General features: G+C 69.8%; 12 protein-coding genes. 3 read left to right on the top strand and 9 right to left on the bottom strand.

The genetic code is table 11. The features are described 5' to 3' along the window. From QLQ83_RS14065 to QLQ83_RS14025, 9 genes are all read right to left on the bottom strand, one after another. Entirely contained in the window at nucleotides 1–2,364 is a 2,364-nt protein-coding gene (locus tag QLQ83_RS14065) for an ABC transporter permease (protein WP_282736136.1), read from the bottom strand. A 4-nt stretch (nucleotides 2,365–2,368) separates the two neighbouring features. Further along, nucleotides 2,369–3,100 carry an ABC transporter ATP-binding protein gene (locus tag QLQ83_RS14060; RefSeq protein WP_282736135.1) on the bottom strand — a complete coding sequence of 244 codons (732 nt, stop codon included), beginning with the start codon at nucleotides 3,098–3,100 and terminating at the stop codon, nucleotides 2,369–2,371. A gap of 34 nt (nucleotides 3,101–3,134) precedes the next feature. Then, nucleotides 3,135–4,361 carry an MFS transporter gene (locus tag QLQ83_RS14055; RefSeq protein ID WP_282736134.1) on the bottom strand — a complete coding sequence of 409 codons (1,227 nt, stop codon included), beginning with the start codon at nucleotides 4,359–4,361 and terminating at the stop codon, nucleotides 3,135–3,137. Further along, entirely contained in the window at nucleotides 4,342–4,896 is a 555-nt protein-coding gene (locus tag QLQ83_RS14050; protein WP_282736133.1) for a hypothetical protein, read from the bottom strand. Before QLQ83_RS14050 ends, QLQ83_RS14055 begins: the two co-directional genes overlap by 20 nt. A 7-nt stretch (nucleotides 4,897–4,903) precedes the next feature. Then, nucleotides 4,904–5,404 carry a hypothetical protein gene (locus QLQ83_RS14045; protein WP_282736132.1) on the bottom strand — a complete coding sequence of 167 codons (501 nt, stop codon included), beginning with the start codon at nucleotides 5,402–5,404 and terminating at the stop codon, nucleotides 4,904–4,906. Between the two features lie 88 nt (nucleotides 5,405–5,492). Continuing rightward, the gene (locus QLQ83_RS14040) at nucleotides 5,493–6,803 is read right to left on the bottom strand and encodes a DEAD/DEAH box helicase (protein WP_282736131.1); all 1,311 of its coding nucleotides are present in this window, start codon (nucleotides 6,801–6,803) and stop codon (nucleotides 5,493–5,495) included. Nucleotides 6,804–6,944: 141 nt separating this feature from the next. Next, nucleotides 6,945–7,538 carry a PqiC family protein gene (locus QLQ83_RS14035; RefSeq protein WP_282736130.1) on the bottom strand — a complete coding sequence of 198 codons (594 nt, stop codon included), beginning with the start codon at nucleotides 7,536–7,538 and terminating at the stop codon, nucleotides 6,945–6,947. Beyond that, nucleotides 7,535–9,223 carry an intermembrane transport protein PqiB gene (gene pqiB / locus QLQ83_RS14030; RefSeq protein ID WP_282736129.1) on the bottom strand — a complete coding sequence of 563 codons (1,689 nt, stop codon included), beginning with the start codon at nucleotides 9,221–9,223 and terminating at the stop codon, nucleotides 7,535–7,537. Before pqiB ends, QLQ83_RS14035 begins: the two co-directional genes overlap by 4 nt. After that, nucleotides 9,220–10,569, bottom strand: a complete 1,350-nt coding sequence (locus QLQ83_RS14025; RefSeq protein ID WP_282736128.1) for a paraquat-inducible protein A — start codon at nucleotides 10,567–10,569, stop codon at nucleotides 9,220–9,222. The genes pqiB and QLQ83_RS14025 overlap by 4 nt, the downstream gene beginning before the upstream one ends. Nucleotides 10,570–10,679: 110 nt before the next feature. Here QLQ83_RS14025 and QLQ83_RS14020 point away from each other — a divergent pair, with 110 nt between their 5' ends. From QLQ83_RS14020 to cydB, 3 genes are all read left to right on the top strand, one after another. Next, nucleotides 10,680–11,666, top strand: a complete 987-nt coding sequence (locus QLQ83_RS14020) for a calcium/sodium antiporter (RefSeq protein WP_282736127.1) — start codon at nucleotides 10,680–10,682, stop codon at nucleotides 11,664–11,666. A 302-nt stretch (nucleotides 11,667–11,968) separates the two neighbouring features. Then, nucleotides 11,969–13,387 (top strand): cytochrome ubiquinol oxidase subunit I, encoded by a 1,419-nt coding sequence (locus tag QLQ83_RS14015; RefSeq protein WP_282736126.1) that lies wholly within the window; start codon nucleotides 11,969–11,971, stop codon nucleotides 13,385–13,387. A 3-nt stretch (nucleotides 13,388–13,390) separates the two neighbouring features. Continuing rightward, on the top strand, nucleotides 13,391–14,392 hold the full coding sequence (gene cydB / locus QLQ83_RS14010; protein WP_282736125.1) for a cytochrome d ubiquinol oxidase subunit II: 1,002 nt from the start codon (nucleotides 13,391–13,393) through the stop codon (nucleotides 14,390–14,392). Nucleotide 14,393: the final 1 nt, after the last annotated feature.

Genomic DNA, 14,393 nt, shown 5'->3' with positions numbered 1-14,393 from the left:
TCACTCCACGGCCTTGAGCACGCGGATCCTGTCGAGTCGGCCCAGGCGGCGGACCACCAGCAGGCCCACCAGCAGCGAGGCCCCCAGCACGCCGCCGGCGGCGATGCCGAAGGCCTGGGGCGTGAACACCAGGGGGATCCGGTAGAGGTCGCTGCTGAAGGCCTGGTTGAGCAGCCGGGCGAAGGCGATGCCGATGGCCCAACCCAGCGGGATGGCAACCAGCGTCAGCAGGGCGATCTCGCCGAGCAGGATGCGCGAAACCTCGGCCCGGGTGTAGCCCAGCACCTGCAGGGTGGCCATTTCCCGGGCGCGTTCGGCGAAGGCGATTCGCGCATTGTTGTAGACCACCCCGAAGGCGATGGAGCCGGCGACGGTGACGAAGATCAGCGCGACCATCATCAGCGTCTCGTCGAGGTAGTCGCGGATGCCGCGTTCGGCCTCGGCGAGCAGCCCGATGGCGGCGACGCCCGGCATGGTCCAGAGGGCGGCGTTGAGCTCGCTCATGCGCTGGGAATCGACCAGCAGCCAGGCCCCGCTGATGGCCGGTCCCTCGCCCATCAGGGCGTTGAGACTCTCGCGCCGCAGGTAGGCCCCCGTGCCGAGGGGCTCGTCCACCAGGGCCACCAGCGGAAGGTCGACGCGGCGACGCTGGCCTTCCATGATCGCCACCTCCAAGGTATCGCCTATCCGGGCCTCGAGCTCCCCGGCGAGGTGGCGGGTCAGGGTCAGGCCCTCCTCGGGCAGCCCTCGGGCGTGGCCGTCGGCGTCGAGCAGCTGGCGCAGCCGTGGCATCGGTTCCAGGCCCAGCAGGCTGGTGCGGACCTCGCGGTGGCCGTGGATCAGGGTCGCGGGCACCCGGCGCCAGGGTTCCACCGCCATCACGCCGGGCTGGTGGCGAAGCTCGCCGACGGCCCGTGCCGGGGTCGCATCGATGAAGGTGAGTTCGACATCCATGCGCAGCACCTGGCGATACTGCTGGTCGAGCATCGCCTCCACGGCATCGAGCTGGTAGGCGCCCACCATCAGTAGCCCGCAGGAGAGGGCGATGCCGGCCACCGAGAGGCCGGCCTTGGCCGGGTGCCGGGCGAGGTTGCGCAGGATGATGCGTCCCTCGTGGCCGAGCAGGGCGGCCGGCAGCGCCCGTTCGAGCCAGCCTTGGCGGAACCGCGCCGGCGCCGGCGGGCGCATGGCCTCGGCCGGCGGGCGGCTGACCGCCCGCCACACCGCCTGCCAGGTGCCGGCCAGGGCGGCCAGCACCACCACCCCGAGCGACAGGGCCAGGGCCCAGGCCGGCACCCGGAAGACCATCTCGGGAAAGCGGAAGTACTCGCGGTACAGGCCGGCCATCCCGCTGGCGGCCCAGGCGCCGAGGGTGACGCCCAGCGCCCAGCCGGCCAGCACGATGGCGCCGGCCAGCAGGGCATAGTGGCGGGCCAGCTCCCTGTCGCGATAGCCGAACGCCTTGAGCACGGCCAGCTGCTCGCGCTGGGTCTGGATGATGCGCCCCATCACCACGTTGAGCAGGAAGGCCGAGACCGAGAGGAAGATGGCCGGCAGCACGCCGGCCATCAGGCGCTGCTGGGCCAGCTCCTCCTCGAGGAAGCGATGGGACTGCTGGTCGTGGCGGGTCTGGGCGCCGGTGCCGCCGTAGCGGGCCAGGGTCAGGTCCAGGGCGTCGATCACGTCTTCCTGGCGGGCCCCGGCCTGGAGGGTCAGGGTCAGGCTGTTGAAGGCCCCCTCCATGTCGTAGGCATTGGCCAGGGCGCGCTCGTTCATCCACATCACGGCATAGCGGCGGTAGTCCGGCATCAGGTCGGTGGGCGCGGCCTGGTAGAGGTGTTCCGGGCTCAGGGCAATGCCGGAAAGCCGAAGTCGCGTCTGGCGGCCATCGATGATTGCCTCGAGGGTATCGCCCGGCGCCAGGTCGTGCGCTTCGGCGAAGGCGTCGCTGACGACCACCTGGTCGTCGCGGCCGGACGCCGGCAGGGCGCCGGCGAGGAGCTTCAGGCGGTTGAGGGTCGGCTGGCGGCCGTCGGGAATTGACACCAGCAGGCCACGGACGGGGTCGGCGAAGCCGGGTACGGCCAGGCGCACCGCGGCCCTGACCCGTGACTCGATCCGGTTGACCCCCTCGATCCCCTGCAGCCGTGGCATCAGCCCCGCGGGGGCGCGCTTGACGTCGGCGAAGACCTCGGCGAAGTGGTGACTGGCGTAGAAGCGGTCCCGGGATCCCGTCAGCGCCTCCAGGGTGGTGACGGCGAGGATCAGCGTCATCACGCCGCCGGCGATCACCACGGCGATGGCCAGGGCCTGGCCCTTGAGGCGCCAGAGGTCGCGATGGAGCTTGCGGTCCAGGGTCAGCATGGCGTCACCAGCGAAGCTCGCCGGGCGGGCGGCGGCGGGCGTTGGTGTGGATCTCGTCCACCCGGCCATCGCGCAGGCGGATCACCCGGTCGGCCATCTCGCCGATCACCTCATTGTGGGTGATGATCGCCACCGTGGTGCCGGTCTCGCGATTGACGCGCTCGAGCACCTCCAGCACGCGGATGCCGGTGCGGAAGTCCAGGGCACCGGTGGGTTCGTCGCAGAGCAGCACATCGGGCTGCTTGGCCACGGCCCGGGCGATGGCCACGCGCTGCTGCTCGCCGCCGGAGAGCTGGGAGGGGAAGTGGTCGAGGCGCTCGGCGAGGCCGACCAGGGCCAGGGCGGCCTCGGGGGGCATGGGGTCCTGGCTGATGTCGGTGACGATGGCCACGTTCTCCCGGGCGGTGAGGCTCGAGATCAGGTTGTAGAACTGGAAAACGAAGCCTACGTGGTGGCGACGGAAGCGGGTCAGCTGGCGCTGGCTCGCCCGGGTCAGGTCGTGCTCCTGCCCGGCCCCGTCGCGATAGTGCACCTCGCCGTCGCTCGGGCTGTCGAGGCCACCGAGGATGTTGAGCAGGGTGGACTTGCCGGAGCCCGAGGCGCCCAGCATCACGACGAGCTCGCCGCGGTACAGCACCAGGTCGACGCCCTGCAGCGCCCGGATGGTGACCTCGCCCATGCGGTAGAGGCGGGTCAGTCCCCGCGTCGTGAAGACCTCATCCGTGCCGTTGTCCATCCGCCGGGCATCTCCCCTGCCTCCTGCTCCGAGTCTAGCGGGTGACCAGCCTTCCCGCGTCGTCGATCTCCAGGCGTCGGTTGCGGCCGGCGAGCAGGGCGAAGCCCATGCTGAAGGCGATGATGCCGAGCAGGACCCGGGTCAGGGTCGCAAGGCCTACCTCGAACTGCAGCATCATGCCGACTGCCAGCGGCCCCATGGCGGCCAGAGTATAGCCGCCCCCCTGGACCAGCCCCGAGAGCTTGCCGGCGAGGCGTGAGGTGGCGGTTCGCAGCACGATCAGGGTGAGGGCGAGACTGAAGCCGCCGCCCTGTCCGAGGCCCAGCAGCACCACGCCGGGCCAGCGCCAGATCGCCGGCGCCTGCAGCAACAGCCAGAAGCCGGCGGCGACCAGGCCCAGCACGATCAGCAGGGCGGGGCGCTGGTCGCGCCCCAGCCGTGCCAGCCATGGCGCCGACAGGGCCGAGATCAGCTGCACCATCACCGAGGCACCCATCATCCAGCCCGCCTCCGCTTCGCTGTAGCCGCGGGCCACCAGCAGGGTGGGCAGCCAGCCGAAGACGATATAGGCCAGCGATGACTGGCTGCCCATGAACAGCATCACCTGCCAGGCCAGCGGCTGGCTCAGCAGCTCCCGCGTTGAGCCGCCACCTCCGGGCAGGGCCGTGACGGCGTCATGGCGGGGCATCAGGAGCTGCCAGGCCACCAGCGCCACCAGCGCCAGCAGGGACCAGCTGGCCAGCCCGGCCGGCCAGCCCCCCAGGGTGTCGGCCAGCGGAATGCTCAGCCCCGCGCCCAGGGCGCCGCCGAGGCAGAGGGCCATGGTATAGACACCGGTCATCAGGTCGGCGCCGGCAGGCAGCTCGCGCTTGACCAGGGCCGGGAGCAGGGTCCCGGCCACGCCGATCGCGGCCCCGACCATCAGGGTGCCGGCGAACAGCGCAACGACGGCCGGCACGCCGCGCAGCAGCAGACCGCCGGCCAGCAGCAGCAGGGCGGCGGCGAGGGTGTTCTCGGGGCCGAAACGCTTGGCCAGCCAGGGAGCCAGCGGGGCGAAGATCCCCAGGCAGAGCACCGGGAGGGTGGTCAGGGCACCGATGGCCAGCGCCGAGAGTCCGGTATCCTGCTGGATGCGGTTGAGCAACGGGGCCAGGGTGGAGAGGGCGGGGCGCAGGTTGAGCCCCACCAGGACCATCAGGCCGATGAAGAGCGCCAGCGAGCGGGAGTCGGGACGAGACGCCTCAGAGCCGTTCGTTGTCATCACGCCACTCGCGTCGGCTCGCCGGCCGGGCGGGGCGACGCTCGTCCCGTGGCTCGGCGACCAGGGGGTGGTCCTCGAGTTCGTTGTCCGCGCGGAAGATGACCTCGCCGGGCGGCTGCGCAGGGTCGGGATCCACGCGCCGGCGGATGCCGGAGACATCCTCCACACTGACCAGGCCCAGCCCGCCGACGTTGACCCCCTGCTGGGCGACCAGCCTGCCCTCGAAGCTCCAGCAGCGCTGGGGCACCTGGGAGACGCGCCAGAGGCGGCCCTGCCAGTGGGCCTGGCCGTCGTCGGTCAGCGTCAGGTCGTCCAGCGGCACCAGGGCGGCGAACAGGCGGGCGTTGAGCACCAGCCCCCCGCCGGCCAGGCGCACGGCGCCCTGGAACTGCCCCTGCGCCAGGGCCGCGAGCACGGCCTTGCGTTTGTCCCGGCTCTCGAGGGTGCCCTGGCCGCACAGGTGCAGCAGGCCATCATCGACCTGCTTGATGACCCAGGCCTCCACGGGGGACGTGCCGAACAGCTTCTTCAGCATGCCGCGCTCACCGCATGTGGCGGCGCAGGTCGCCTCGCACCGCGTCGAGCAGGGTGATGAAGCGGGTGTCGCGGTCGCCGTCGATGCGATCGACCCGCACCACGCTGCTCATGCCGCGGTCGATGTTCAGCTGGTCGAAGATCTCCAGGGTGACCTTCTCGGCCGGCTGGCTGCCGGGCTCGATGCGGCCCTCCTCGAGGGTGAAGGTGGTCAGCAGGGTGGCGCGCACGCGCGTCGAGCCGCCCTCCGCCAGCACCCGGCGCACGAACAGCCAGCCCTCACAGGCCAGCGCCGTGTCGCCGTGATCACGCAGGAAGAGGGTGCGATAGCTGGCGCCCTCGCTGGCGGCCTTGGCGGCCATGCTGCGGTAGGCCTCTGTCATGCGCGTCGCCGAGACCTTCGACTCCTCGAGCCGCTGGCGGGCGCCGTGGTGTTCACGGTCGAGCCGGGCCTGCTGCTGAAAGGTCAGCCAGCGCCGATAACAGGTGACGAGATTCTTTTCATCCATGGAAGCGTCCTGCCTGAGACGGTGGAAGGGACTCGGGGATCAGCGGGCTACATTCGCACATTCCGATGCAGCCCGCCAGTCATGGGTCTCAGGCCTGGCGTGAGCCGGAGCGGCCGCCGCGCCGACGACGCGGGGCGCGGGCCTCGTCGCCACCGCTGCGCTGGCCCGCGGCCTGGCCCTGGCGTCGCTGGCCCTGGCCTGCGTTGCGGCCACCACCGCCCGAGCGCTTGCCGCGGCCGTTCTCGATGGGCTCGGGCCTGGCATTGGGGTCCGGCTCGAAACCCGGCTCGATGCGCTTCTCCAGGTCGCGCTTGATCAGCCGTTCGATGCCCTTGAGCAGGCCGTGCTCGTCGACGCAGACCAGCGAGACCGCCTTGCCCTCGCTGCCGGCCCGGCCGGTGCGGCCGATGCGGTGGACATAGTCCTCGGCCACGTTGGGCAGCTCGAAGTTGACCACGTGGGGCAACTCTTCGATATCGAGGCCTCGGGCCGCGATGTCGGTGGCCACCAGCACCTGCAGGTCACCGGTCTTGAAGGCGGCCAGCGCCTTGGTGCGGGCCGTCTGGCTCTTGTTGCCATGGATCGCCATGGCCGGGATGTCCTGCTTGGAGAGCTGCTCGGCCAGGCGGTTGGCGCCGTGCTTGGTGCGGGTGAATACCAGCACCTGCTGCCAGTCGTGCTCGGTGATCAGGTGGGCCAGCAGGTCGCGCTTCTTCTCGCGGTCGACGCGGTAGATCGCCTGGTCGACGAGTTCGGCGGTGGTGTTGCGGCGGGCGACCTCGATCATGGCCGGATCGTCGAGCAGCTTGCCGGCCAGCGCCTGGATCTCGTTGGAGAAGGTCGCCGAGAACAGCAGGTTCTGGCGCTTCTCGGGCAGCACGCGCAGGATCTTCTTGATGTCGTGGATGAAGCCCATGTCGAGCATGCGGTCGGCTTCGTCGAGCACCAGGATCTCGACCTTCGACAGGTCCACGTGCTTCTGCTGGTGCAGGTCCAGCAGGCGGCCGGGGGTGGCGACCAGCACGTCGAGGCCGGCGCGGATGGCGTCTACCTGGGGCTGCTGGCCCACGCCGCCGAAGATCACATGGGAGCGCAGGGTCAGGTGGCGGCCATAGTCGGCCACGCTCTCGCCGACCTGGGCGGCGAGCTCGCGGGTCGGGGTCAGTACCAGGGCACGGACCTGGCGCTTGGCCGGGCGTGGGCCGTCGGCCAGGCGCTGCAGCATCGGCAGGGTGAAGCCGGCGGTCTTGCCGGTGCCCGTTTGGGCACTGGCCAGCAGGTCACCGCCCTTGAGGACGGCGGGAATCGCCTTGAGCTGGATCGGGGTCGGGGTGGTATAGCCCTGTGCCTCGACGGCACGGAGCAGTTCGGCACGCAGGCCGAGGTCGGAAAAGGTCATGCGGTCTCCGCAGAGACGCCTCGGTCGCGCCGCGTCGATGGTCGACGTGGTCAGTCCCGGGCCAAGGCGTGTAAAAGGAATCTGGCGCGGCAGGAGGGACCAGCGATCGCCGCGTGCCCGCAGTATGCCATAGTGCGCGGCTCAGCGCAGCCGTTTGATTTGTGCGGCGATCTCGTCGGCCACCCGGTCCCAGCCTCGGCCCAGGGCACGCACCAGGGCGGGATAGCCGTCCTCTGCCAGTTCCACCTCCACCGCGAAGGGGGCCACCGCCAGCAGTTCGCCCCCGCCGTCGCGCAGCTGCCACTGGCCCCCGGCCACGGCCCGGCCGTCGAAGCGGCCATGGAAGCGGTCCACCTCCAGGCGCAGGGTGGCGGCAGCGCTCCGGCGGCTGTCGCTATCGTCCTGTATGACCCGGGTGTCCGGCAGGCGAGCCGCCAGGCGAGCGCGCAGGCCGCGCTCGAGCTGCAGGACGAGGGGCTCCGCCCACTGGTGGTGATTGGCCTCGTTGAGGGTGATGTCGTCGAGCTGCAGCACCAGGCCGTCGACGTCCAGGAAGCGGGCCAGCCGGGGCTGGCCGACGACCAGCCGATGCGTGGCGTCTGCCCCGGCGATGCGTGTCGGGTCGCCGCCGCCGTCCTCGGGGAGGGTGTACTGGCTTGGCGCCGGCCCGTTGGCCGCACAGCCGGCCAGCCACAGGGACAGGCCGGCGGCAATCAAGGCCTTGATGGACGTCATGGTGTGCTCCCTCGGGGTGGGCGTTGCGGTGCCCTGGGCAGCGGGTCCTCGCCGTCCAGGCTGTCGAACAGCAGGGCGCGGGGATTGTCGCGCAGGGTCCGTGCGGTGGGCTGCAGGTCGCGCAGCAAGCGCTCGAGTTGCTGCAGCGTGCTGGTGAAGTCGCCGTAGGCGGCGGAATCCGGCGCGACCCCCTCGAGGGTGTCGCGCAGTTCCTCCAGGGTCTGGTTGAGGTTGCCGGGGAGTTCCCGGGTGCCGGGATCGTCGACCAGGGTGCGCACGCTGGCGGTGAGCTCGCGGACCTCGACGAGCATGGCCTCGGACGTCGCCAGGTTGCGGTCGAGTCCGTCCAGCAGCGGTTCGACCTCCAGGCCGTTGAGCTTGTCGAGCAGCGCGGTCACCTGGGACTGGATCTGGGCAAAGCCGCTCGAGGTGGTGGGGAAGACGCTGCGTTCGGCGAAGGTCTCCGCGACATAGTCGCCGGCCTGGTCGCGGTGCAGGTTGAGGTCGACGAACAGCGCGCCGGTGATGAGGCTGCCGCTCTTCAGCGAGGCCTTGAGCCCCAGCCCGAAGAGGCGCTCGAAGCGTGTCCGCCACCCCTCGAGGTCGAGCTCCTGGGAGTCGATGCCCAGGCGCTGGGGCTCGATGCGGATCAGCACCGGGATGGCGAAGTTCGAGCGGGAGTCTGGCTGGGGGGCGGTGAAGTTCCAGGGCACCGCCGCCACCGTGCCGATGCGCACGCCGCGGAATTCCACCGGGGCGCCCCGGGAGAGGCCGCGCACGGTGTCCTCCACCAGCAGCACATATTCCAGGTAGCGATTGAAGGTCCCCTGGCGGGCGCTCTCCTCGTCGGGGTAGAGGCTGAAGGTGGTGTCGGCCTCCACGGCCATGCCGCGAGGCAGGTCCTCGGGCACGCCGAAGGTGACGCCGCCGCCGAGCAGTGTCTCCAGTGAGTCGATGTTGACCCGGAAGCCCTCGGAGTCCAGGCGCAGGTCGAACCCGCTGGCCGACCAGAAGCGGGTGCTGTCGGTGACCAGGTCGTGGTAAGGGCTCTCGATGAAGATGCGGTGGTGCATGCGTCGGGTCGCGGCATCGAAGCGGGCCTCCTCGACCCGGCCGACGATGAGGCCCTGATAGGTGACCGGGTCACCCACGGTCAGCGAGTTGCCCAGCTGGCTGACCAGGTTGATGCGCAGCCCCTCGGCCCCGGCTGGCGAGACCGGCGGCTGGTCACTGACCTCGAACTCCCGCGCATCGATCTCGCTCTGGCCCGGCTCGAGCTGGATGTAGGCCCCGGAGAGCACCGTGCCCAGGCCGCTGATGCCCTCGCGGCCGATGCGTGGCTTGACCACCCAGAAGCGGCTGTCCTCGACCAGCATGGCGTCGGTCTCGGGGCTCATGCGGGCGGTGATCACCACCCGGGAGAGGTCATCCGAGAGGTGGACCCGCTCGACCCGTCCGACCTCGACGTTGCGGGTCTTGATCAGGGTACTGCCTGCCTCGATACCTTCGGCGCTGTCCATGATCAGGCTGATCTGCGGGCCGCGACTGCGGTAGTTGTCGTAGACCAGCCAGGCGCCGATCAGGATCGCCACGAGGGGCACGATCCAGATCGGCGAGAGCCGGGCCTGGGGCGTGGCACGGGCGCGGTGGCTGTCCCGTTCGGGCGTGTCGGGGGCGTCGGTCATCGCGGGCTTCCTTGTGCGGGGCGGGACGCTCGCGGCAGGGGCGTGTCCCAGAGCAGTCTCGGGTCGAAGGTCATCGCGGCGAGCATGGTGCTGACCACCACGGCGCCGAAGGCCAGGGCGGCGGGGCCCGGGGTGATCGACATCAGCGCACCGGCGCGGATCAGCGCCACCAGGATCGCCACCACGAAGACATCGACCATCGACCAGCGGCCGATGAACTCGGTGAGACGGTAGAGGCGGGTGCGGGTCGCGGCGTTGAGCTCATCGCTACGCTTGATCACCAGGCACAGCCAGGCCAGCGCCACCAGCTTGCCCACCGGCACGATCACGCTGGCCACGAAGATCACCACGGCCACCGGCCAGGAGCCCATCTGGATCAGCTCCACGACCCCGCCGATGATGGTGGAGGGGCTGGCATGGCCCAGGCTGGTGGTGGTCATGATCGGGTAGAGGTTGGCCGGCAGGTACATCACCGTGGCGGCGGCCAGCAGCGCCCAGGTGCGCTGCAGGCTGTGGGGCAGGCGCGCATGCAGGCTCTCGCCGCAGCGTCGGCAGCGACCTTGGCCCTGGCTGTCCAGGCGGTTGACCAGCCCGCAGGTGGCGCAGCCGGCCAGGCCCTGGGGGGCGGCGGGTTCGCCGGTGCGGGCGCCCTCCGGGGCAAGGGGTTCGCCGGCCAGCGAGAACCACATCCAGTCCGCGTCCAGCGACTGGGTGGTGAAAAGCAGCAGCAGGGCGAAGGCACAGAAGGCCCAGAAGGCGATGCCCAGCTCGATCTCGGCCATGCCGGCGATCTTGATCAGGCTCACCAGGGCGCCGACGATGAAGACGTCGGCCATCATCCAGGGGTGCAGGTGGGAAAGCGACCGGGCGATGCTGCGGCTGGCCGGCAGCGGGTCCTGGCGCAGCAGGCCGATCTGCAGCCAGACCACCCCGGCGAGGTAGACGGCGGGCAGCACGGCGATGGTCAGCAGCACCGCGATGGCCACCAGCGGCTGGTCGAAACCGATCAGGGTGGTGGCGGTCTGGGAGAGCTCGATACGGTTACCGATGCCGCCGACGCTGAAGCTGACGAAGGGAAAGGAGGCCGCCAGCGCCAGCGCCACCAGGGCGGCCAGGGCCAGCGCCATGCTGCGTTGGGCCGGGCGGTGGTGGCGGCTGGCCAGGGTATGGCCGCAGCGCGGACAGTCGGCCTTCTCGCCGGGGTGCAGCGGCGGCAACGCCACCAGCCAGTCGCACTCGTGACAGGCCCGCAGCCGTCTTCTCGAGGTGCGCGTCTCCGGTGGTGAGCGATCCACCAGCGGTTCCTCCCGTGGCAGGGTGGGGGCGCGAAAGGCGAGCCTGGGCACCGCGTCGGAGTCTCCTCGTGCCGTCAGATATCGGAAAAGCCAGTGTGGCACGTTGACGTAAGCGACACCATATACAAACATGCGACCCTGAATGTTCCCGAGGAGACGACATGTTACTTCCCGCCCTGGCGGTCTTGGCAGGCCTGGTCCTGCTGGTATGGAGCGCCGAGCGCTTCGTCGGTGGGGCGGCGGCGACCTCTGCCCGGCTGGGGCTGTCACCGCTGCTGATCGGCATGCTGGTGATCGGCTTCGGTACCTCGGCCCCGGAGCTGGTGGTCTCCGCCCTGGCGGCCAGCCAGGGCAACCCCGGCCTGGCGCTGGGCAATGCCTATGGCTCCAACATCGCCAACATGGGCCTGATCCTGGGCCTGGTGGCGTTGATCTCGCCGCTGGCGGTGCACTCCGGGGTGGTGCGTCGCGAGCTGCCGGTACTGGGCGGCGTCACCCTGCTCTCCGCCCTGCTGCTGTGGGGCGGCGTGATCGGTCGCCTGGAGGCGCTCCTGCTGCTGGGACTGCTGGCCGTTTTCATCGGCGTCTCCATCTATCTGGGGCTTCGCGACGGCAGCGATCCCCTCTCCAGCGACACCGAGGAGAGCCTGGCGGTCCACCCAATGTCGCTTCGGGCCGGGCTCGTCTGGACGGGCATCGGCCTGGTGCTGCTGGTGGTCAGCTCGCGCATCCTGGTATGGGGCGCGGTGGCCATCGCCCAGGGGTTCGGCGTCAGCGACCTGGTGATCGGGTTGACCGTGGTGGCGGTGGGCACCTCGCTGCCGGAGCTGGCCTCCTCGATCAGTGCCCTGCGTCGCCGCGAGCATGACCTGGTGCTGGGCAACGTGGTGGGCTCCAACCTCTTCAACACCCTGGGCGTGGTGGGCCTGGCCGGGCTGATCGCGCCCATCGAGGCCGGCCGCGAGGTGCTGCTGCGCGACTGGAGCCTGATGATGGCCATGACGGTGATGATGACGGTCTTCGCCATGGGCTGGCGTGGCCGCGAGGGCCGCATCAACCGGGCCGAGGGCGCGGCCTTGCTGGCCATGTTCCTCGGCTATACCGCCTACATGGTCAGCATGGTCATCCGGGGCGGCATGGCGGGGTGAGCCCGGCGCGAAAGTGTTCCCCTGCTGCGACACTGCGACACAGCTCCCAAGGTGGCCAGGGACGGCTGGTGGGCGCAGGATAGGTGGCGTGCCTGGTGATAGGGGTATGTCTTCCGATGTCATGACACGCCATGACGGCGTTGCCATCAGACTGGTCTAGGCTGGGCATGGGTGAGGAGGAATGCGGCAAGGCGCCATGAGCTTGGCGGCCTCAAGTACAAGAGCACCGGTGAGTGCCGTGCGCATCCCTTGACGACGCTGTCTTTGTGGAGCCCCGTCTCCGCAGCAATCAGGAGTGCGTGATGGAACTGGATCCCCTGCTGCTGTCTCGACTGCAGTTCGCCTTCGTGGTCGCCTTCCACGCCATCTTCCCGGTGTTCACCATCGGTCTGGCGTCCTATATTGCCCTGCTCAACGGCCTCTTCTTCAAGACCGAGAATCCGGCATGGGACCGTCTGGCCCTGTTCTGGACCCGGGTCTTCGCCGTGGTATTCGGCATGGGGGTGGTGTCGGGCATCGTCATGTCCTTCCAGTTCGGTACCAACTGGAGCAACTTCTCCCAGGCGGCCTCGAACTTCCTCGGCCCGGTGCTCAGCTACGAGGTGGTCACGGCCTTCTTCCTCGAGGCCGCCTTCCTCGGGGTGCTGCTCTTCGGGCGTGGCAAGGTGCCCCAGGGCGTCCATCTCTTCGCCGCCATCATGGTGGCCACGGGTACCTTCATCTCCTCGTTCTGGATCCTCTCGGCCAACAGCTGGATGCAGACCCCGGCCGGCGTCGAGCTGATCGATGGCCGCTTTCACGTCACCTCCTGGAGCGAGGCGATCTTCAATCCCTCCTTCTGGTATCGCTTCTGGCACATGGTGGTGGCCTCCTTCCTGACCGGGGGCTTCGTGGTGGCCGGTGTCAGCGCCTGGTACCTGCTCATCCGGCGCGACGTGGAGGCCAATCGCAAGGCCCTCTCCATGTGTCTGTGGCTGCTGCTGGTCCTGACGCCGGCCCAGGCCGTGCTGGGGGACTTCCATGGCCTCAACACCCTGGAGCACCAGCCGACCAAGGTCGCCGCCATGGAGGGCAACTGGGAGCGCAGCACCAACGTGCCGCTGCTGCTCTTCGCCTGGCCTGATCAGGAGGCACAGGAGAATCGCTTCGAGGTCGGCATCCCGAGCCTCGCCAGCCTGATCCTGACGCACCACGCCGACGGCGAGGTGCCCGGCATCAGCGAGGTGCCGCCCGAGGAGCAGCCGCCGGTCTGGCTGGTGTTCTGGTCCTTCCGGGTGATGGTGGGCATCGGCCTGGCCATGATCGCCGTCGCCCTGGCGGGGCTCTGGCTGCGCCGCGGCGGGCGGGTCTTCGAGCATCGCGGCTTCCTGCAGCTGATGCGGGTGATGACCGTGACGCCCTTCATCGCGGTGCTGGCGGGCTGGTTCGTCACCGAGACCGGCCGGGCGCCCTGGCTGGTCTACGGCATGATGACCCATGCCGAGGGACTGACCCCGTCGCTCACCGGTGGCATGGCGCTGTTCACCCTGGTCGGCTACATCGCCGTCTATGCGGTGGTGTTCTGGGCCGGTATCTACTACCTGACCCGGGTGGTGCGCCAGGGCATGCTGCCCGAGATGCACCGCGATACCGTGGAGGGGGAGGTCCACCGGCCCATGCGGCCGCTCTCCGCCGCCCATGCGACCTTCGAGGACGCCTCTCGCCAACCGGGAAGGAGCTGAGCCATGGAAGCGTTCGACCTGACACTGATCTGGGCCCTGATCATCGGTTTCGGGGTGATCATGTACGTGCTGATGGACGGCTTCGACCTGGGCGTGGGGATCCTCTTTCCCTTCGCCCCGGACGAGGAATCGCGTGACCTGATGATGAACTCGGTGGCCCCCGTCTGGGACGGTAACGAGACCTGGCTGGTGCTCGGTGGGGCGGGCCTGCTGGGGGCCTTCCCGCTGGTCTACTCGGTGTTCCTGCCGGCGCTCTACATCGGGGTCTTCCTGATGCTGGCCGGCCTGATCTTCCGCGGCATCGCCTTCGAGTTCCGCTTCAAGTCCCACCGCAACCGTCGCTGGTGGAACCGCGCCTTCTGCTGGGGTTCCGCCGTGGCGTCCTTCGCCCAGGGCGTGGTGGTAGGCGCCTACATCCAGGGCTTCGCCGTGGAGGACTTCGTCTACGTGGGGGGGCCGCTGGACTGGCTGACGCCCTTCAGCGTGCTCACCGGCCTGGGGCTGATGGCGGGCTATGCCCTGCTCGGCGCCACCTGGCTGATCATGAAGACCGAGGGGACGGTCCAGGCCTGGGCCTACCGGCTCGCACCGCGCCTGCTGCTGGCGGTGCTGGGGGTGTTCGCGATCATCAGCGTCTGGACCCCGTTCGTCGATGCCGGGGTTCGCGAGCGCTGGTTCGGCCACCTGCACCTGATCTGGGTCTTCCCGGTGCTGGCGCTGGTCTGTGCCGCACTGCTATGGCGTGCCGTCAGCCAGCGCCGGGAGGGGCAGCCCTTCATCGCCACCCTGGGCCTGTTCCTCTTCACCTACCTCGGACTGGTGGTGAGCAAGTGGCCGGTGATCGTGCCGCCCGACTACACGATCTGGGATGCCGCCTCGGATCCGGGCTCGCAGCTCTTCCTGCTGATCGGGGTCCTCTTCGTGATCCCCATCGTGCTGGCCTATACCGCCTGGACCTACTGGGTGTTCCGCGGCAAGGTGCGACCCGGCGAGGGGTACCACTGAG

Origin of the sequence: Halomonas rhizosphaerae (assembly GCF_030010555.1) — a bacterium.
In the GTDB taxonomy this organism is placed as follows: Bacteria; Pseudomonadota; Gammaproteobacteria; order Pseudomonadales; family Halomonadaceae; genus Halomonas; species Halomonas rhizosphaerae.
The sequence above is the reverse complement of the archived record's forward strand: the minus strand, read 5'-3'. Positions and strand labels throughout refer to the sequence as shown.

What these genes read in the sequence shown, in the direction of transcription:
- QLQ83_RS14065 (WP_282736136.1), bottom strand. Translation starts at nt 2,364, where the DNA reads ATGCTGACCCTGGACCGCAAGCTCCATCGCGACCTCTGGCGCCTCAAG.
- QLQ83_RS14060 (WP_282736135.1), bottom strand. Translation starts at nt 3,100, where the DNA reads ATGGACAACGGCACGGATGAGGTCTTCACGACGCGGGGACTGACCCGC.
- QLQ83_RS14055 (WP_282736134.1), bottom strand. Translation starts at nt 4,361, where the DNA reads ATGACAACGAACGGCTCTGAGGCGTCTCGTCCCGACTCCCGCTCGCTG.
- QLQ83_RS14050 (WP_282736133.1), bottom strand. Translation starts at nt 4,896, where the DNA reads ATGCTGAAGAAGCTGTTCGGCACGTCCCCCGTGGAGGCCTGGGTCATC.
- QLQ83_RS14045 (WP_282736132.1), bottom strand. Translation starts at nt 5,404, where the DNA reads ATGGATGAAAAGAATCTCGTCACCTGTTATCGGCGCTGGCTGACCTTT.
- QLQ83_RS14040 (WP_282736131.1), bottom strand. Translation starts at nt 6,803, where the DNA reads ATGACCTTTTCCGACCTCGGCCTGCGTGCCGAACTGCTCCGTGCCGTC.
- QLQ83_RS14035 (WP_282736130.1), bottom strand. Translation starts at nt 7,538, where the DNA reads ATGACGTCCATCAAGGCCTTGATTGCCGCCGGCCTGTCCCTGTGGCTG.
- pqiB (WP_282736129.1), bottom strand. Translation starts at nt 9,223, where the DNA reads ATGACCGACGCCCCCGACACGCCCGAACGGGACAGCCACCGCGCCCGT.
- QLQ83_RS14020 (WP_282736127.1), top strand. Translation starts at nt 10,680, where the DNA reads ATGTTACTTCCCGCCCTGGCGGTCTTGGCAGGCCTGGTCCTGCTGGTA.
- QLQ83_RS14015 (WP_282736126.1), top strand. Translation starts at nt 11,969, where the DNA reads ATGGAACTGGATCCCCTGCTGCTGTCTCGACTGCAGTTCGCCTTCGTG.
- cydB (WP_282736125.1), top strand. Translation starts at nt 13,391, where the DNA reads ATGGAAGCGTTCGACCTGACACTGATCTGGGCCCTGATCATCGGTTTC.